20 protein-coding genes and 1 tRNA gene are annotated in these 17,886 nt (G+C 63.2%); 15 read left to right on the forward strand and 6 right to left on the reverse strand.

Annotated elements, in window-relative coordinates:
* The first annotated feature begins 27 nt into the window (after nt 1-27).
* The gene (locus AC0L3K_RS02460) at nt 28-1,506 is read left to right on the forward strand and encodes a hypothetical protein (protein ID WP_473365455.1); all 1,479 of its coding nucleotides are present in this window, start codon (nt 28-30) and stop codon (nt 1,504-1,506) included.
* Nucleotides 1,503-1,775 carry an acyl carrier protein gene (locus AC0L3K_RS02465; RefSeq protein ID WP_007603436.1) on the forward strand — a complete coding sequence of 91 codons (273 nt, stop codon included), beginning with the start codon at nt 1,503-1,505 and terminating at the stop codon, nt 1,773-1,775. Before AC0L3K_RS02460 ends, AC0L3K_RS02465 begins: the two co-directional genes overlap by 4 nt.
* A 79-nt stretch (nt 1,776-1,854) precedes the next feature.
* On the opposite strand, the gene AC0L3K_RS02470 is transcribed toward AC0L3K_RS02465, so the two are convergent.
* Both AC0L3K_RS02470 and AC0L3K_RS02475 read right to left on the reverse strand, forming a co-directional pair.
* Nucleotides 1,855-2,856: a Bug family tripartite tricarboxylate transporter substrate binding protein gene (locus tag AC0L3K_RS02470; protein WP_007603437.1), complete on the reverse strand. Its 1,002-nt coding sequence runs from the start codon at nt 2,854-2,856 to the stop codon at nt 1,855-1,857.
* 86 nt (nt 2,857-2,942) lie between these two features.
* A complete protein-coding gene (locus tag AC0L3K_RS02475) occupies nt 2,943-3,428 on the reverse strand; it encodes an outer membrane protein assembly factor BamE (RefSeq protein ID WP_007603438.1) in 486 nt (161 codons plus the stop codon).
* A gap of 98 nt (nt 3,429-3,526) precedes the next feature.
* Here AC0L3K_RS02475 and AC0L3K_RS02480 point away from each other — a divergent pair, with 98 nt between their 5' ends.
* From AC0L3K_RS02480 to AC0L3K_RS02515, 8 genes are all read left to right on the forward strand, one after another.
* Entirely contained in the window at nt 3,527-4,078 is a 552-nt protein-coding gene (locus tag AC0L3K_RS02480; RefSeq protein WP_007603440.1) for a ubiquinol-cytochrome C chaperone family protein, read from the forward strand.
* The gene (locus AC0L3K_RS02485) at nt 4,075-4,638 is read left to right on the forward strand and encodes a YceD family protein (protein WP_007603442.1); all 564 of its coding nucleotides are present in this window, start codon (nt 4,075-4,077) and stop codon (nt 4,636-4,638) included. The genes AC0L3K_RS02480 and AC0L3K_RS02485 overlap by 4 nt, the downstream gene beginning before the upstream one ends.
* Nucleotides 4,639-4,936: 298 nt before the next feature.
* The gene (plsX, locus tag AC0L3K_RS02490; protein ID WP_219685260.1) at nt 4,937-5,998 is read left to right on the forward strand and encodes a phosphate acyltransferase PlsX; all 1,062 of its coding nucleotides are present in this window, start codon (nt 4,937-4,939) and stop codon (nt 5,996-5,998) included.
* Nucleotides 5,995-6,975 carry a beta-ketoacyl-ACP synthase III gene (locus AC0L3K_RS02495; protein ID WP_026233249.1) on the forward strand — a complete coding sequence of 327 codons (981 nt, stop codon included), beginning with the start codon at nt 5,995-5,997 and terminating at the stop codon, nt 6,973-6,975. The genes plsX and AC0L3K_RS02495 overlap by 4 nt, the downstream gene beginning before the upstream one ends.
* Nucleotides 6,976-7,108: 133 nt before the next feature.
* Nucleotides 7,109-7,450 carry an integration host factor subunit alpha gene (locus tag AC0L3K_RS02500; protein ID WP_018456841.1) on the forward strand — a complete coding sequence of 114 codons (342 nt, stop codon included), beginning with the start codon at nt 7,109-7,111 and terminating at the stop codon, nt 7,448-7,450.
* 27 nt (nt 7,451-7,477) lie between these two features.
* Nucleotides 7,478-8,056: a MerR family transcriptional regulator gene (locus AC0L3K_RS02505; protein WP_007611070.1), complete on the forward strand. Its 579-nt coding sequence runs from the start codon at nt 7,478-7,480 to the stop codon at nt 8,054-8,056.
* Between the two features lie 110 nt (nt 8,057-8,166).
* Nucleotides 8,167-8,244: transfer RNA gene (locus AC0L3K_RS02510), tRNA-Pro, on the forward strand.
* A 123-nt stretch (nt 8,245-8,367) separates the two neighbouring features.
* A complete protein-coding gene (locus tag AC0L3K_RS02515) occupies nt 8,368-9,060 on the forward strand; it encodes a hypothetical protein (protein WP_007603447.1) in 693 nt (230 codons plus the stop codon).
* A 6-nt stretch (nt 9,061-9,066) separates the two neighbouring features.
* On the opposite strand, the gene AC0L3K_RS02520 is transcribed toward AC0L3K_RS02515, so the two are convergent.
* Together AC0L3K_RS02520 and AC0L3K_RS02525 are read right to left on the reverse strand one after the other, a co-directional pair.
* Nucleotides 9,067-9,867: a tetratricopeptide repeat protein gene (locus tag AC0L3K_RS02520; protein WP_245286058.1), complete on the reverse strand. Its 801-nt coding sequence runs from the start codon at nt 9,865-9,867 to the stop codon at nt 9,067-9,069.
* A gap of 249 nt (nt 9,868-10,116) precedes the next feature.
* Nucleotides 10,117-10,458, reverse strand: a complete 342-nt coding sequence (locus tag AC0L3K_RS02525; RefSeq protein ID WP_371261361.1) for a DNA methyltransferase — start codon at nt 10,456-10,458, stop codon at nt 10,117-10,119.
* Here AC0L3K_RS02525 and AC0L3K_RS02530 point away from each other — a divergent pair.
* Nucleotides 10,439-10,684 carry a hypothetical protein gene (locus AC0L3K_RS02530; protein WP_157158691.1) on the forward strand — a complete coding sequence of 82 codons (246 nt, stop codon included), beginning with the start codon at nt 10,439-10,441 and terminating at the stop codon, nt 10,682-10,684. The genes AC0L3K_RS02525 and AC0L3K_RS02530 overlap by 20 nt on opposite strands.
* 548 nt (nt 10,685-11,232) lie before the next feature.
* Here AC0L3K_RS02530 and AC0L3K_RS02535 read toward each other — a convergent pair.
* Nucleotides 11,233-11,472 (reverse strand): hypothetical protein, encoded by a 240-nt coding sequence (locus AC0L3K_RS02535; RefSeq protein WP_007603449.1) that lies wholly within the window; start codon nt 11,470-11,472, stop codon nt 11,233-11,235.
* Between the two features lie 330 nt (nt 11,473-11,802).
* Here AC0L3K_RS02535 and AC0L3K_RS02540 point away from each other — a divergent pair, with 330 nt between their 5' ends.
* The 3 genes from AC0L3K_RS02540 (at nt 11,803) to AC0L3K_RS02550 (ending at nt 15,213) form a co-directional block, all read left to right on the forward strand.
* Nucleotides 11,803-12,711, forward strand: coding sequence for a dihydrodipicolinate synthase family protein (locus AC0L3K_RS02540; RefSeq protein ID WP_007603450.1), 909 nt, complete (start codon nt 11,803-11,805; stop codon nt 12,709-12,711).
* A 141-nt stretch (nt 12,712-12,852) separates the two neighbouring features.
* Entirely contained in the window at nt 12,853-13,824 is a 972-nt protein-coding gene (locus AC0L3K_RS02545; protein ID WP_007603451.1) for an SDR family NAD(P)-dependent oxidoreductase, read from the forward strand.
* Between the two features lie 276 nt (nt 13,825-14,100).
* Nucleotides 14,101-15,213: an alpha/beta hydrolase family protein gene (locus tag AC0L3K_RS02550; protein ID WP_007603452.1), complete on the forward strand. Its 1,113-nt coding sequence runs from the start codon at nt 14,101-14,103 to the stop codon at nt 15,211-15,213.
* Between the two features lie 10 nt (nt 15,214-15,223).
* On the opposite strand, the gene AC0L3K_RS02555 is transcribed toward AC0L3K_RS02550, so the two are convergent.
* Entirely contained in the window at nt 15,224-15,730 is a 507-nt protein-coding gene (locus AC0L3K_RS02555; RefSeq protein WP_007603453.1) for a MarR family winged helix-turn-helix transcriptional regulator, read from the reverse strand.
* 407 nt (nt 15,731-16,137) lie between these two features.
* Here AC0L3K_RS02555 and AC0L3K_RS02560 point away from each other — a divergent pair, with 407 nt between their 5' ends.
* Nucleotides 16,138-17,694, forward strand: coding sequence for a porin (locus AC0L3K_RS02560; protein ID WP_219682251.1), 1,557 nt, complete (start codon nt 16,138-16,140; stop codon nt 17,692-17,694).
* Nucleotides 17,695-17,886: the final 192 nt, after the last annotated feature.

Here is a 17,886-nt window from a genome sequence, read left to right on the forward strand (position 1 = left end):
GCTCGTCGTGATCGCGCGCGTTGTCCGATGAGTGTTGAAAGCCAGTCCTACGGCTACGCGCCGTCGGGTCCTCATGGGAAGCCGTCGTGGCGGTTGATCCCGAAGATCGATCGGAACCCGAGGCTCGTGGCGGGGGTCCAGGACATCGGTGGCCGCGTGCTGCTCTGCTGCGCGGTCGGACTGCTCGTGGTTTTGTTTCGGCAGATAGGTATCGATTTTTCAGCGGCGGGATTCGCGCTGGTGTGCGCCTATGCCGGCCGGTACCGGCGCGTCCTGATCCTGCTCGCAACCTTGCTGCTGCTCTATCGCAGCGGCTTCCTGATCGACCGAGGTCTTCTCGAACGGCTGGCGATCGACGAAGGCGTTGGCGACCGGATCCATCAGCCGCTGCTGGAAGCGGTCATGGTGGCCGTCGTGTTTGCGCTGTTCGCGGGGTTGCTGATCATGCAGGGCGCAGGGACGGTGGTCTTCCGCCGCCCGACGCTCAGCCTGTTGCTGGCGTTCCTGGCACTCGTCGCGCTGACACAGGCCACGATGATGGCCGGCCTGCCGCGCGTTCTGCTGTGGTCATTTCTGATGACGTTCCAGCCCTATTTGTGGTTTCTTGCCTATGGTCTGGCCGATGCGGGCAGGAAGCGATCTCCGGTGTGGCGGCATCTGAGCGTTTCCCACCCCTTCTGGGGATCGTCGCTGACGCCGTTCGGGAAGGGGCTGTCGTATCTCGACCGCTTCGAGGCCAAGACACCCGAAGAGCTTGCGGTGACGCAGCTCAAGGGCTTCAAGCTTGCGGTCTGGATCCTTGTGCTCGCCATCATCAGGATCTGTCTCGTCGAGCTCGTCCACGGGCGTTTGCGGCTTCCAATGTTCGACGACAACCTGCCGCAATATCTCGCGGGCCATCCCTGGTCGCGTTTCGTCGGATGGGCGAGCCTCGTCAGCTTCTTCGTCGAGGACCTGCTGAGCATGACCGTGTTCGGCGGCGTCATCATCGCCACGGCGCGGCTTGCCGGCTTTCGCCTGCTGCGCAACACCTACCGGCCTCTGGAGTCAACGACGCTCGCGGAATTCTGGAACCGCTACTACTTCTACTACAAGGAACTGCTCGTCGATCACTTCTTCTACCCCACCTTTGTTCGCTGCCTCCGCGGCCATCGCCGGCTTCGCATGTTCTTCGCCACCTTTGCCGCGGCCTGTGTCGGCAACCTGCTGTTTCACTTCATTCGCGATATTCATTTCGTCGGCGAAATGGGCCTTTGGCGGGCCGTGGTCGGTCAGCAATCCCACGCGTTCTACACGTTTGTCCTGGCCGTCAGCGTCGGGCTCTCGCAGATGCGCCGCGCCCCACAACAGGCGCCGCGAGGATGGCTGCGTGGCCGCTTGCTGCCTTGCCTGTGGGTGTCGAGCTTCTTTTGTCTCATTCACATCTTCGATGCGCCGCTCGACCGCGAGCATTCGCTCGGGCAACGCGCCGAATTCCTGTTCTATCTCCTGGGAGTCTCGACATGACCACGAAAGCCGGCCCTGAAGTCAGATCGCAGATGCGACGCTACATCGTGCAGCGGCTGCTGATGAAGGGCGACAGCGCGCCGCTAGGTGACGACGATCTGCTGTTCACCAGCGGCCGCCTCGATTCGCTCGACGCGGTCGAGCTGATCATGAGCATTGAGACCGACCACGGGATCAACTTCTCCGACATCGGCTTCGATTTGACGCGCCTGGACTCGATTTCGGCGATTGCTGCTTTGGTGGGACAGCCGTCGGCCGAGCTTGCATAGCAACCGATGTGTCGCCACGCGCTCAACCCGAAAACACGGGCCGGCGATGCATGTTGGGCCGTGTCCGCGGATGCGAAGGCTACTGCACGTCCATCTGCAGCCCTTCCTTCTGGATGATGCCGGCGAACTTCTTCGTCTCGGCGTCCACGAAGGCGGCAAACTGGTCGGGCGTGCCGTAGTCGGCGCGGGCGCCCATGGCGACGATGTTCTTCTTGATGTCGTCGCGCTCGAGCATCGCCTTCACTTGAAGGTTGAGCGCTTCGACAACGGCAGGCTGCACACCTTTCGGCAGGAACACCGAGAACCACGACGAGACGTCGAAAGCCGCAAGCTCCGGCGCGCTCTCGCGCATGGTCGGCAGGTTCGGCGCGAGGTCGCTGCGCTCGGTCGTGGTGACGCAGAGGCCGGTGAGGGTGCCGTTCTGCACCTGCGGCAGGCTCGGATAGAGGTTGTCGAACAGGATCTGGATGTCGCCGGCGAGCGCCGCCTGGAGCGCGGGACCGGCGCCGCGGAACGGGATGTGCGTCATCTTCAGGCCGGTGAGCTGCAGGAACCAGGCGCCGGTGAGATGAGGGCTCTGGCCGACACCGGAGGAGGCGTAGCTGAGCTTGTCCGGATTGGCCTTGAGATAGGCGACCAGCTCGGCGATCGACTTGATGCCGGTCTTGGGATGCGCCGAGACGATGTTCGGGATCCGGATCATATTGGAGACCGGCTGGAGCTGGTCCGGCTTGTAGGTGAGGTTCTTGAAGATGCTGTAGGCGATCGCGTTCGGGCCGGGATTGCCGATCAGGATGGTGTGGCCGTCCGGCTTGGCGCGGACCACCTCGGCCGTGCCGATCGTCCCGCCGCCGCCGGAGCGGTTTTCCACCACGGCCGATTGGCCCCAGGCGGTCTGCAGATGCGCGGCCAGAAGCCGACCCATCACGTCGGTCGAGCCGCCGGCGGCCGCCGGCACGACGAGGCGGACGTTTTCGGTGGGCTTCCAGTCCGCCAGGCTCGATCGCGGCAGGATCGCTGCGGCCGAGAGGGCGGCAGCACCGGTGAGCACACGACGGCGGGACAGCAATTGATTGGGCACGAATCCACTCCCTGGGTCTTGTTTTGCGGGGAGCGTATGGAACCGGACGCGCAACGGCAAGCCGCACGAGGCCGCAGGCTGAAGGCTCAGTTAAAGCTGAGCAGTTTGAAGATCGGCGTAAGGTAGCTCATCTCCTGGCCCGACGTCGGCGTTGTGCGGCTGACGAAGTCGAAGATCTTGCCGTCCTGCAGGCCGTAATTCGCAAGCCGGCGCACGCGCCGGTTCTTGTCGAAATAGACCGCGATGACGCGCTGATCGACCACCTTCTGGTTCATGAAGGCGACCATGCGCTCGGAGCGCTGCGAGATGTAATAGAACACCTCGCCGTCGAGGGTTGCGACGGTGGAGGGGGTGCCCATCACGATCAGCACCTGATCCTGGCTCGCGCCGATCGGGATCTGCTCCAGCGCGTTGGGCGGCAGGATGTAACCCTTCTGGAACTGCTCGCCGGTGCAGCCCGCAAGCGCAGCGCCCACCAGGGCCGCGGCCGCGAACAGGCGCAAGCCGCGCCAACGTGCTTGAAGGCCGCGCCGCTTGTCTGCACGCAGGCTGGTCTGGTTCGTTATCGTCATAGCGGAACTGATTCCGTCCCCTTGCGTCGCGCGAGGCGCTGAAGTACCGGGCGGAGGCTCTGAATGCAACACGCGCGCGCCCGCTTGCGGAAACCACAATGCTTTGGCCGTTCAATCACTTCAGGAAACCCCGCCTAGCCTCGCCGGGCACCATTGAAGCCATCTATGGCATGATCGTGACGCAGGCGCGAGAACCCATATTTTACCGAGACTTGGGCGTGCCGGATAGCGTTAACGGGCGTTTCGATCTGTTGCTGCTGCACCTCTGGCTGCTGCTGCGCCGTCTGCGCACGGTTCAGGGCGCCACCGAGCTGTCGCAGGCGCTGTTCGACCGCTTCTGCGAGGACATGGACGACAATCTGCGCGAGATGGGGATAGGCGACCAGACCGTGCCGAAGCGGATGCGGGCCTTCGGCGAGGCATTTTACGGCCGGGTCCAGGCCTACGATCAGGCCATGGAAAGCGGCGGCGAGGCGCTGGCATCGGCGATCTGCAAGAATATCTTGAATGGGGCCGGCATGGACCAGGCGCAGCGGCTCGCGGCCTATGCCAGGGCTGCCGAGGCCGAGCTCGGCCGGACCGGCGAGGCCGCACTGCTGGGTGCGTCCTTCAAGTTTCCTCCAGCGCTTCCTGAGGATGTCACGCCATGACCCGACCGATACCAGCATCCGGGCCCGATCCCTGGCGGGTGCCCGTCATCGTTGCCCAGATCCCGGATACCGGCCTGCATCGCAAGCTCGAGGCCTCGGCCGCCGAGCGGCAGGCCATGGCCGAGACGGCAGGCTTGCGCGAGGTTGTCTCGGTCCAGGCCGACTTCGATGTCGTGCCGAAAAGCGGCAACCGGATCCAGGTTACGGGCCACGTTCGTGCTCGGATCGGCCAGACCTGTGTGGTCACGCTTGACCCGATGGAGAGCGAGATCGACGAGGAGGTGGACCTGATATTTGCCCCCGAGGCCGAGGTCCGCCGCCTGGCCGACCTGATGGAGGAGGGGCAGGACGATCAGGAGCAGGTCGCCGACCCCCCGGAGGCGATCGTCAATGGCATCATCGACCTCGGCCGGCTCGCCACCGACGCCCTGTTTCTGGCGGTCGATCCCTATCCGCGGAAACCGGGGGTGGTGTTTGAGCCCGAGGTCATCGCCCCCGATCCGGAGGACCATCCCTTTGCGGTCCTGAAGGCACTCCAGGACAAGAAGAAAGACCAATAGGTGCCGTCTCCCCCAGAGGACCGCTTTGCTACGGGGCGCGAGGTGTTTGCGATGGTGGTTTGAAAGGTCGAATTATCTGTTTGATTTTGATGCGTTTCTTGTGAATTAGTCCGTCCGCGGCCCGATGCTCCCGAATCCAAAAGGCTGGGGGCAAGAGGTTGTTTCGGGATAACAAAACGCTATTGTCGCGCCCCGGTCGGGGTGCAGCGTGGCGCTTGACCGACCGCCATGTTCGTGGCGGACCCATTTGCGGCCCCGCTCGTTCAAGACCGCACCAGACCAGGTTTCCAGGACTTTTATGCCAAGCAAGGTTCGCATCGCGCTTGACGCCATGGGGGGCGACGCCGGCGCCGCCGTGGTCATTCCAGGCGCCGCCATCTCGCTTGATAGGCATCGCGAGATCGAATTCCTGCTGATCGGGGACCGCGCCAAGATCGAGCCCGAGCTCGAGCGCCACCCCGCGCTGAAGGCGGCGTCGAAGATCATCCACACCGATGTCGCGGTCAGCGGGTCGGACAAGCCGAGCCAGGCGCTGCGGCGCGGCCGCCGGACTTCCTCCATGTGGCTTGCCATCGATGCGGTGAAAAAGGGCGAGGCGGATGTTGCGGTCTCGGCCGGGAATACCGGCGCGCTGATGGCGATGTCGCGCTTCCACCTGCGCACGCTGCCCGGCGTCGACCGTCCGGCCATCGCCGGCATGTGGCCGACCAGGCGCGGCGATTCCGTGGTCCTCGACCTCGGCGCCAGCATCGGCGGCGATACCCACCATCTGGTGTCGCTCGCCATCATGGGCGCGGCGATGGCCAGCGTGTTGTTCAACAAGAAACGACCCACGGTCGGCCTGCTCAATATCGGGGTGGAGGAGATCAAGGGGCACGAGGAGATCCGCGAGGCCGGCGAAATCTTGCGCGCCAGGAACCTGCCTGAGCTCGACTATCTCGGCTTCGTCGAGGGTGACGGCATCGGCAAGGGGGTGGCGGACGTCATCGTCACCGAGGGCTACAGCGGCAACATCGCGCTGAAGGCTGCGGAGGGAACCGCACGGCAGATGGCGGAATTGCTCAGGGACGAGATGAAGCGGAACTGGCTGTCAAAGCTCGGCTATCTCTTTGCGCGCAACGCCTTCCAGGCCCTGCGCAACAAGATGGATCCGAACAAATCCAACGGCGGCGTGTTGCTGGGATTGAATGGGATCGTGGTCAAGAGCCATGGCGGAATCGCTGCCGAAGGCTTTGCCTATGCGATTGATGTTGGCTATGAGATGGTCAAATTCGATCTCCTCAACAAGATCAATCAGATGCTCAACCGCGAAGGTGGTGCGCTCAATTTCGTGCAGCCCGCGCCGGAGGATGTTTCGTGACTCAAATTCGTTCGGTCGTGCTGGGCTGCGGCTCCTATCTGCCGGAGCAGGTGGTGACCAACGCCCAACTGGCGGCGCGCATTGACACGTCCGACGAGTGGATCGTGCAACGCACCGGCATTCGCGAGAGGCATATCGCGGCCGAGGGCGAGTTCACCTCGCATCTGGCGCTGAAGGCGGCGCAGGCTGCGCTCGCCGATGCCGGCGTGGACGCGCAGTCGATCGACCTGATCGTGCTCGCGACCTCGACGCCTGACAACACCTTCCCCGCGAGCGCGGTCGCTGTGCAGCACGGGCTCGGCATCAACCACGGCGCGGCCTTCGACCTTCAGGCGGTGTGCTCGGGCTTCGTGTTCGGGCTCGCCACCGCCGATAATTTCCTGCGCACGGGCGCCTTCAAGCGCGCGCTGGTGATCGGGGCGGAAACCTTCTCGCGCATCCTCGACTGGACCGATCGCGGCACCTGCGTGCTGTTCGGTGACGGCGCCGGCGCCGTGGTGCTGGAGGCACAGGAGCAGCCGGGCAATGCCGCGACCGACCGCGGGATCGTGACCACGCATCTGCGCTCCGACGGCCGTCACAAGGCGAAGCTGTTCGTCGACGGCGGCCCGTCCTCGACCCAGACTGTCGGCCATCTGCGCATGGAGGGCCGCGAGGTCTTCAAGCACGCGGTCGGCATGATCACCGACGTGATCGTCGACGCCTTCAAGGCGACCGGGCTCAATGCCGACAGCATCGACTGGTTCGTGCCGCACCAGGCCAACAAGCGAATCATCGACGCGTCCGCGCATAAGCTCCATATCGCGCCGGAGAAGGTGGTGCTGACGGTGGACCTTCACGGCAACACCTCGGCGGCCTCGATCCCGCTGGCGCTGTCGGTGGCGCGCAAGGACGGCCGCATCAAGCGTGGCGACCTGGTTCTGCTCGAAGCCATGGGCGGCGGCTTCACCTGGGGCTCCGCGCTGGTGCGCTGGTAAGCCACAGTCGATAAAATTTTGCCCGAATCAGCGCGGATTATCGATGCGCTTGCATTGATGAGCGCTGTTGACCGCCGTATCGTAAGCTCATAATTTCAGACAACAATTGTTCGCCGTGATGTGGGGCAGGGCGATGACCGATCAAAGTAAAACCGTAACGCGTGTCGATCTGTGCGAAGCCGTCTACCAGAAGGTGGGCCTGTCGCGCACGGAATCGTCCGCCTTCGTGGAACTCGTGCTGAAGGAGATCACCGATTGCCTTGAGAAAGGCGAGACGGTGAAGCTATCCTCGTTCGGCTCCTTCATGGTCCGCAAGAAGGGTCAGCGCATCGGTCGCAATCCCAAGACCGGCACCGAGGTGCCGATCTCGCCGCGCCGGGTCATGGTGTTCAAGCCGTCGGCGATCCTGAAGCAGCGGATCAACGCCCAGCACCGCACCAATGGTGATGCCAGCAAGGCGCAACCCGAGGCGTAATCCGCCTTCCGGATAAGGATTTGGCATTTGGACAAGGCGCCGGATGCGTTCCGAACCATCAGCGAAGTAGCGCAGGAACTCGACATTCCGCAGCACGTGCTGCGGTTCTGGGAGACGCGTTTCTCCCAGATCAAGCCGATGAAGCGCAGCGGCGGCCGCCGCTATTACCGGCCCGACGACGTCGACCTGCTCAAGGGCATCCGCCGTCTGCTCTACGGGGAGGGCTACACCATCCGCGGGGTGCAGCGGATCCTGAAAGAACACGGCGTCAAATCGGTGCAGGGCCTCGCCGACAGCGCGGCCGCGGTCTCGTTCGGCGCCATCGAGGACGCCGTCGGCGCCAGTCTGATGGAGCCCGAGGAAGAGACAGGTGTCCGCGGCGCCCGCGACAGCGACGATGACGATTACCAGGGCGAGGAGGAGGAGGGCATCGACTTCCGCTTCTCCGAGACCGACGACGAGGAAATCCTCACCACCTTCCGCAAGGGCGGCACCCCCGCCGCGCCCGCAGGCCCCAGCGCCATCGACCGCGAGCGCCTCGGACGGGTGCTCGCCGAGCTTATCGCCTGCCGCGAAATGCTGGATCAGGCGCTCAAGGACGCCTGACGCCGGACACCCTCGGCTTTGGGCCAGTTCCGGTGCCTTTCGGCAGAGGCAGCAAAATGGTGTGACCTCGCCTTGCGCAAACCGGCGATCCTAGCTAATGGAACGACGTTCGGAGCGTGGCGCAGCCCGGTTAGCGCACTAGTCTGGGAGACTAGGGGTCGGAGGTTCAAATCCTCTCGCTCCGACCAATTGTTCGTAGGCTTGGCTGAGCACACGCGCGAAAAGCATCGCAACGGATGCATTGTCTGTTCGCGATCAGGCCTAGGGCTCGCCCGGCGACAATGAGAGCATCAGAAGTGCCCGACGAGCCGATGACCCTCAAGTTCCGCTGTCCGCCGGGTCTTGAAGACAAATTGCCGCCGCCGGTCCCTGCGAGTTTAGGCCTGCCTGCCTGGCTGAAGGCGATGCCGACGCAGGCCTTCAACGCGATCAATCAGCGCGAGGAGGATACGGTCAAGCGATGCCCTCCGGTCGTCGACGCCATGACGAGCGGCTTCCTGATCCCATTGATGTGCGATGTCAGGTTTGAGAATGGGGAAATTTCCTGGGACAATGACCTGCCAGCCGGTGGTGAGCTTGATTTCCCGCGCTCTCCCGTTGGATTTCACGACTCCAGTCAGGTCACGGGATCGCCGTTGTTCGAGCCGGACCGGCTTCTCATCAAGTTTCGTAACCCATGGCTGATCGAAGCGCCGGAAGGCTATTCGGTTCTGTTCATGCATCCGATCAATCGGTTTGATTTGCCCTTCACGACGCTGACTGGCCTCGTCGATTGCGATCGATATCGTGACAGCTGGATCCATTTCCCGGTGCATTGGCACGACGTGAATTTCAACGGCGTGCTGCAGAAGGGGACACCGATCGCGCAATGCATGGCGGTGAAGCGGGAAACCTGGGTCGCTCAGACCGCGCCACTGACTGCAGAGGAGATGCGGCGGGTGTTCGAGGTAACGAAGTCGGTCGCGCAGGAGCCTGGCACTTATCGACGGCAGTTCCGTGCGTGAGCCGCATCACGGGATGTCATTTTGCAGAAACTTCTTGAGCGCGCTCGGGCGGAAGAAGAAGCGGCCGCGCGATGAATGGACGAGCGTGTAGGCGGCTTGTGCCAGCATCCGGGGCCGGCCGCGTACCGCCGAACGAAGGCTCGCCTCGCCCTCTTCGCGCTGACCCAACTCGAACAGGCAGGCTGCGAGGTTGGCTCGTGCCATGGCATCGTCAGGGCGCAGCGCCAGCGCGAGCCGGTACATTTCTGCGGCCGTGGCATAATCACCATCCTGGCGCAGCACGCGTGCAAGTAGGGTCGAGATATCGGGACGCCCGGGCGCGGCCTCGTTGGCCTTGACGAGAATCGCGCGCGCCTCACCGCGCGTATTGCGCTCGAGATGCAGGCGCGCAAGATCCAGTTGTAGGTCGATGCTTTCCGGCGCGAGCGCGAGAGCGGTGCCGATCACCGCGATGGCCTCATCGAGGCGCCGATCCTTGGCAAGCTGGCCGGCGAGTTCCTGGAACGCCGGCAGGAAAGGTGGGCGACGCGCCGCGGTCCGGCGCAATTGTTCGACGGCTTCCGTGCGACGTCCGGATTCGCCCAAGGCCGCGCCAAGCAGAGTTTCAATGCCCGGATCGCTCGTGCGGCGCGCCGCCTTGTCCAAGGGCAGGATGGCCTCCGCTGCGCGGTTCTGAGCGAGCAAGGCGCGGCCGAGAACCCATGTCGCGACGATATCGTTCCGGCTCGTCCTCAAGGCTTCGGCTGCAAGCCGCTCCGCCTCGGCGAAATTCTGCATTCGCAGCGCGAGCGTGGCGCGCTCGCGCAAATCGGTTTGATGAGGTCCGCGGCTGGGGGGAGGAACAGGGCGCTTCGACACGGGGCTCGCGATCGACGACAATCGAGGCGCGAAGTATGGCCTCGGCTCCGGCCTCGGGCAACCGCTATTCGCCTTCGCGCGCTGACGCCGGATGGACGGCGTACGCGTGCGATCATCTTGCGAGCAGTGGCTTAAGGAGAAGGTGTGATTGTCACAAAACGCGCCCCGCAATGGGGTCTTGTACTTCCTGCCTCGCTGCTAGGCTGCTAATATATCCTCGCGGATTGCCGTTTTCTTTAAACTCCGTCGGATACCCCCAAAGCCGGCCGAGCTGTATCCCGTGCCGAATCTGGGGGACACTTGCGCGACCTCAAAGCCGCCGCCCCCCGCCCACGAGAGCATCTCGGTAATCCCGCCCGGGTCCGTGCCACTAACTACATGTTGGAGTCGTGGCAGCAAGAAGTCTCGAACTGTTTGAAAATTTCGTTCCGTTATTAGCCAACGACGCCGCATCTTATGGGCAACGGCCGCAGTGGTTCCGCTTCCGCCAAACAAATCGACGACCAAGTCTGATGGGTTCGTGGCGATAGACCCGTCCAATGGTATTTGTCTTTCGCTTCTTGTGGATCGCGCGTTTGAAAATGGTCACCTCCTAATTGATGACGATCTTATTGTTCGCATCGATGGGGATCGGGTGGGCGATGACGATGTGCTAAGAAGCAATCTTGAGCCATACAATGGAAAAAAAATTCAGGCTCCTAAAATCGGAAAACCAAAACTTGATTATCTTCAGCGCAGACGTGCGCTGATAAAGTCTTTTCCGTAGTGTGGCATCGCCCGCTCGCAGATATACACAAGTCGGTCTGTCGCACTCATGGCTATCTGGCTTCTCCGGCAGCGCCTTTGCTTCGCTGAGGCGCTCGTGGTCATTCCAATCGTCAAAAGCTACATCCCTATAAGGGAAAGTCAGTCGATACGCAGAGGAGCTGCGCTGAGATTCGCGCGTGACCGCTGCATTCCAATCTCAGCGGTGATGATCGCCAGTGTTTTAGCCTAGTGAGGTGGGCACTACAGCACACTTCGGCGCCGGTTACATAGCATATTTGGACAGTGTCGAGCTTGCCCATTGGGCGAGCCGGTCGAGCTGCATCTACTCTGTGGACAGCCGCACCACTATGCGCTGATGCCGACGCCGAAGGGGCGACAGGCCTGTGCGATCATTTTGTGTGCGGTGGCCTGAAAGGAAGGTGTGATCGTTGTCACAAAGCTCGCCGCCGCAATGGGGCTGGCGCTGTCGATGCCCGCGCGGACAGGCCATGCGGCGCCCGGGGCGTTTCCTCGTCGTCGTCTTGGTATCAGTAGTTTTGCGGGGCCTCAGGCGTGGCCCTTGATCTCGTAGCGACCCGGAACGCATTTGTAGCGATCGAGCCGCCAGTTGGCGTGGTAGATCGGATGCTCGCCCATCCATTTCGCCAAGGGGGCCTGTGCGCCGATCGCACACTGCATCATCGACATCTCGGGCGTCATGTTGCTGTCGGTCACGATTTCCTCGATGCAACTGCCTGAGCTGGCTGCACTTAGCCGGCAGAGCACGGCAACGACGGTCACGAACATTCCAGTCACCTCATCGGTAGTTTCTGACCACGAAGAGGATGCAAGCGGAGTGCCAGAGCCTGTGACGCAAACAACACGCTGGCCTGGCCGACTCGACCCAGCGTCCGGACTCCATTTAGCGATTCGGATTGTAAAAAAATTGCTCGTAAACCGAAGCCGGGCAAATACGGGGGAACCGGCCGGGCTGAGTCGCAGCGATGATCGATTGTGGGGGCAGCGCCGCGCCGGCGGCGCTTCACAGGCCGCGCGCAGCCGCTAGGCTTTCAGGACCGTGGCCACCCGCCAAAAGAGCGGGGCTGCCACAAGGGATATGAAACGCGAGGGCACACCATGAAGACACGACCGACCGGCGTGATTCCGCCGATGACGACGCCGTTCAGGAAGGATGGCGAAATCGACTACACCCTTGTGGCAGCCCAGGTCGACTGGATGATCGGCGCTGGCGCGCATGGTGTCGCGGCCGGCGGTTCGACCGGCGAGGGGCACACGCTCGATCACGAGGAATATCGCGACCTGATGGAGGCGACGGTTGCGGCGGTGAAGGGGCGCATTCCCGTGATCGCAGGCATTATCGTCGATTCCACGCGCGATGCGATCCGCCGCGGCAAGCTCGTGCGCGACATGAATGTCGCGGCGCTCCAGGTCACGCCGGTGCATTATCTGTTCAGGCCGGACGACGAGGCGATGGTGGCGCATTTCCGCGCCATGGCGGACGAGACCGGCATGCCCATCATCATCTACAACGTGGTGCCGTGGTCGTATCTTTCGCCGGCGCTGCTGACGCGGATCATGACCGAGGTGCCGCTGGTGGTCGGCGTCAAGCAGAGCGCGGGGGATCTGAAGCTGTTCGCGGACCTCATGATGATGGCCCCGGACAAGCTGATCTACAGCGCGGTCGATGCCCTGATGTATCCGTCCTACACATTGGGGGCCCAGGGCTCGATCGCCGCGATCCTCACCGCGGCGCCGCATGCCTCCGTCGCGCTGTGGGATGCCGTGAAGGCGGGTGACCATCCGCGCGCGCTCGACCTGCACAAGAAGCTGCTGACGCTGTGGAACGCCGTCATTGCCGACAATCTGCCGGCCTGCACGCGCTATGCGCAGACGCTGCAGGGCCTGCCCAGGACTTATCCGCGCGCGCCGATGCCGGAGCCCTCAAGCGCGCAGCAGGCGGCAATCCGCAAGGCGCTCGACGGGCTCGGCGCGTTGAACGAGCGGCGCGTCGAGGCGGCCGAATAGTCCACGCCCCGAAATTAGTGGTGACGATGGCAGCGCCGATCCGCTTTTACCTGCGGATGCGGCGCTGCTACATTTTGCGCGCGCTCCGATGCGCGGCGTAGCGATGAAGAAACATACCGACAAGGGAGGGCCGAAAGTCCCATGAAGGATTTTGCAGGAAAGACCGCCGTCATCACCGGCGGCGGCACGGGAATGGGACGCGAGCTCGCGCGGCAGCTCGTCGCCGAGGGCTGCAATGTCGCGATGTGCGACGTCTCGGAAGCCGCGATGGCCGAGACCAAGCGGCTGTGCGAAGTCGAGAAGCTGCCGCAGGGCTTGCGCATCACGACCCATGTCGCCGACGTCTCGATCGAGGATCATCTCAAGCGATTCCGCGACGAGCTCGCCGAGCAGCAGAAGACCGACCGGATCCACCTTCTGTTCAACAACGCCGGCATCGGCGGCGGCGGCAGCCTGTTCACCAACACGCGCGAGCAGTGGGAGCGCACCTTCAACATCTGCTGGGGCGGGGTCTATCTCGGCGTTCGCACCTTCCTGCCGATGCTGGTCGCGGCCGACGAGGCCCACATCGTCAACACCGCGAGCGTCAACGGCTTCTGGGCCTCGATCGGCATGACCCAGTCACACACCGCCTACAGCTCGGCGAAGTTCGCCGTGAAGGGATTTACCGAAGCGCTGATCACCGACCTCCGCCTGCACGCGCCGCACGTCAAATGCTCGGTGGTGATGCCCGGCCATATCGGCACCTCGATCGTCTCCAATTCGCGCAAGGTGCAGAGCGCCGACGGTTCGGAGCGGCTCAACGGCGACGAGGTCGCGCTGACCCGCAAGCGCATGGTCGCGGCCGGCGTGCCGGATGCCGACAAGATGTCGGACGAGGACATCCAGGCGGCGTTCGCCGAGCGCGCCCGCAGCTTCCTCGAGGATGCGCCGACGACGGCGGCACAGGCCGCCAGGATCATCCTCGACGGGGTCAAGGCGGAGCAATGGCGCATTCTCGTGGGCGAGGATGCAAAGCGCCTTGACGAGCGCGTTCGTGCTACGCCGGAGCAGGCCTACGACCGCGCCTTCTACGAAAGTTTTACGCAGGAGGTCGGCTGGCGGCTCGGCTGAGGCAGGCGACGAGCGCGCGCCGATATAGGTATGATGTGCATCATGGCAAGAGGCGCGCAGGCAATTTCATGTGCCACCTTTTGCCAGTGTGCTGCCGGCGTTTCTTGCAAGCGTTCGGCCACTCATGACGCATTGGAATGTCACGCATGCGACACGTCCCTGCGTTCAAGCGATGGTGATCGCTAACGGCTCCCATTGGGCGCACGGCAGCTTGGTCAGGGAACCAAAATAGTTTATTCAATCATCTGTAAGGCGATGACCAGAGCGTAGCTCCCGATGATACCCGCATGCCTCTCCGACGACTGGATTCTTTGCCCGGAGCGAGAGGACATCTCCGCTGAGTTCACGCGGCTCCTCACCGCGGCCCAGGAGGGCGGCGCCACGATCGCGGAATGCCTGATGATCGCGCGGCAGCTGAAGCGGGGCGACGACCAGTCCTGGCATCGCGAGTGGAAGAAACTGGCGCAGGCCAATCGGCATCGTGCCGAGGCCGCATTCGCGGAAGGTCACAGGGCGACCGCGCAGCGCAACTGGCTCCGCGCCATGAATTACTACAGCGCGGCCGCAATGCCGCTCGATCAGGCGGACGAGCGCCGCTGGGTCGCGGTCCTCGCGATGCAGGATTGCGCCCGCCGCTTCCTCGTCGCGCGCGAGCCTGCCGGGGAGGTCGTGACGATCCCTTGGCTCGACGGACATTCGTTGCAGGGCTATTTCCTGCCCGCGCCGTCGGGACGCGTGCGAGCCCCGACCGTGATCTGCATCGGCGAGCCCGGCCACCGCAAGGAGGAATTTCTGTTCAAGCTCGTGCCGCATGCGCGCGAGCGCGGCTTCTCGCTGCTGGCGCTGGACCTGCTCGGCGACCAGCGCGACGACTATCTCGACGCGCTGTTGCGGCGCCGGGATCTCGAGAGTGCGATTCCGTGCGTCATGGACTATCTGGAGACGTGCAGCGAGGTTGATTTCGAGCGCGTCGCGATCGTCGCCGATGGCTGGGGCTCTTCCTTCGTGGCCCGCGCGGTGTTGCAGGAGCCGCGGCTTGCGGCCGCCGTCTGCGATGGCGGCCTGTGGGATCTGCACGAGCGGGCCTTCTTTGCCAGCCGATTCGCGATGAGCGACGTCAGCATCGTTCCGGTGCCGCATGCGCCGCTGATGGCCTCCAGCGCCGATTGTCCGGTGCTGATCACGCTCGGCGAGGACGGCTGGCTCAAGGCCGATCGGGCCCGTCAGATCGTCCAGACGTCCCGGCTCGGCAGTTCGGATGTCATGTTGAAGGTGTTCACCGCGGCCGAAACCGGCGCGGCACAGGCCCATGCGGACAATCCGAGCCTTGCCAATGAATACATCTTCGATTGGCTCGAATCGCGGCTCGGCGCCGCGGGGCGCATCTAGGGACGTTACCTCAGAAGTCGAGGGTCAGGCGGACGCAGGCCTTTTCGAGGCGGGTCTTGAGCATCGCGAGCTTGGTCGTGAATTCCGTCAGTTCCTTCTCGTCGAACTCCTGGAAGACGAATTCCTTGATCGTCTTGTACTGCTCGTTGAGGCTCGCCAGGTGCTTCTGCGTCTTCTCGGTCAGGGACAGCCGGACCACCCTTGCGTCGGTCGGCGAGGGGCGACGGCGCAACAAGCCCTTCTTCTCGAGCAGCTTGGACTGGGTGGTGACGAACGACGGATCGACGTGGAGGAGTTTCGAGACGACGTTGACCGGAATGCCGTCGTCCTTGTCGAGGTCGGAGATCGCCATCAGGATCAGCCATTGCGGACCGCTGATGCCAAGCGTTCTCGCCCAGAACTGACGCAGCTCCTCCAGATACATGTTGATCGACGATATCTCCCAGGTGAAGCGCCTGATGATATCCAGATTGCCGATGGAGCGGAGGCGCGCCCCTTCTTTCCTCGTCGCTGACACAGCGTCACTCCCGTGATCTGATTTGTATGCGGCCGGTGTCGTGCAAGCCATAGTCCACGCAAGCCTGCTCTGACGCAAGTGCAGGGCAGGGTAATTTCGTCACTAAAACTACAAAGATGATCAGCTCACGGAATCGCCTCACTGCGGTGTTGCGTACAGGGCACAGTTTTAGCGAAATAACAAAACCTTATTAAATAAGGTATTTTGATTAGTGAACGGCGCAGGCATATTGCGTCGTGACGGTGGGGGGTACTCGATCGTCCCGTTGCCAGGTGGTTTGCTCACGTCCCTCGCTTCGAAAGAGGGTGTGTCCGAAGCGCAAAGCGGCCGAGCGGATTTTGAAAGACGGGGATCTGGGGGGCCTCACGGTCCGGTCTTCGTAACATGAGCAACTTGGAGGTTTTAATATGAAAGTGGTGAAGAGCCTTTTGCTCGGCACTGCGGCGGGTCTGATCGCCGTCGGTGGAGCTCAGGCGGCTGATCTTCCGGTCAAGGCCAAGGCGGTCGAGTACGTGAAGGTCTGCTCGCTCTACGGCGCGGGTTTCTACTACATCCCGGGCAGCGACACCTGCATCAAGCTGGGCGGCTATCTGCGTGCCGAAGTGGCGCTCAATGCCGGCGGCAATTACAGCGCCCAGTACAACAACGTTTTCGCGGCCAACAACCGCCTGACGAACTATTATTCGATGCGCGCTCGTGAAGATCTCAACATCGACACGCGCACCGCGACCGAGTACGGCGTTGTCCGCACCTATTTCGATGCGGTCTTCACCTGGACGACCGGCAACTATGTCGGCGCCGGCTCGGGAACGGGTGCCACCCAGTACAGCAGTACGCTCGGCCTCAATGCCGCGGGCACGGGCCTGATCGGGTCCAGCGGCGGCGCCATCAACGGCACCGACGGCGGCATTTCGGGCGGCGCGCTCGGTGTCTACTACGCCTTCATCCAGTTCGCCGGCTTCACCATGGGTAAGGCCGTGTCGCAGTTCGACGCGCCCTGGATCAACTATCCCGGCAACAACTTCGACCAGCTCGTGGGCGGCAGCGGCACCACCAACGGTGTTGCCCAGTTCACCTACACCGCCGATCTCGGCCAGGGCGTGACGGCGATCGTCTCGGCGCAGGACCAGACGCAGGTCTTCCAGACCGCCCTCTGGAACACTGCCGGCATGTCCACCGCCGGCGTCCTCGGCGGTGCGTACGGCTCCAACGATCTCGGCGGCACCCGCGCCCCCGATCTCGTCGGCACGCTCCGCGTCGACCAGGCCTGGGGCCTGTTCCAGGCCTCGGTCGCGGCGCACGACAACCACGTCGCCTATTACGGCGCGAGCGAAGCCACCGGTCATCCCGAAGACAAGTGGGGCTGGGCCGTCCAGCTGGCTCTGTCGATCAAGAACATCCCGACCGGTGCAGGCGACGTGATCAATATCTCGGGCGTCTACACCGACGGCGCGAGCCGCTACAACTTCCAGGAGCTGGCGGCGACCAACTACTCGATGTTCGGCGGTTCGGGCGGCGCGTATCAGAGCATCGGCTTCGCCGGCGTGTCTGACGCGGTGTTCGCACCCGGCAGCGGCCTCGAGCTGACCAAGACCTACGGCTTCCGTGGTGCCTACACCCACAACTGGAGCCCGTACTGGAACTCGGCGCTGTATGGTGCGTGGGCTGCCGTCAACTACAGCGGCACGGCCAAGGGCATGATCTGCGGCAGCGCCGCGTTCGCGACCCTGACCGGCACCTGCAACCCGGACTTCAACATCGGCCAGATCGGTGTCATCACCCGCTGGACTCCGGTCAAGAACCTGACCTTCTCGGCTGACTTCACCTACAGCCATCTTGACCAGAAGTACTCGGGCGTGATCACGACGCCGGCGCTCACCAGCGTTGCCAAGCCTGCAGCGACCTATGAGCTGAAGGACCAGGACACCTACAGCCTGTTGGTTCGCGCCCAGCGCAACTGGTAAGCCTTGATCTTCGGATATGACGCAGCCCCGGCGGGACACCGCCGGGGCTTTTTTATGAGATGAGCTTCTTTACGAAGATGGCTTTCGGAAATCCGGCAGCCTGTGCGGGCGACGAAGACGAGCCATGCGATTCGATCGGCCCCAAATTTATTTACTTACCTGAGTTACTAAGCTATATAACTCGAAGCCGAT

The organism is Bradyrhizobium sp. MI1.10 (genome assembly GCF_055811035.1).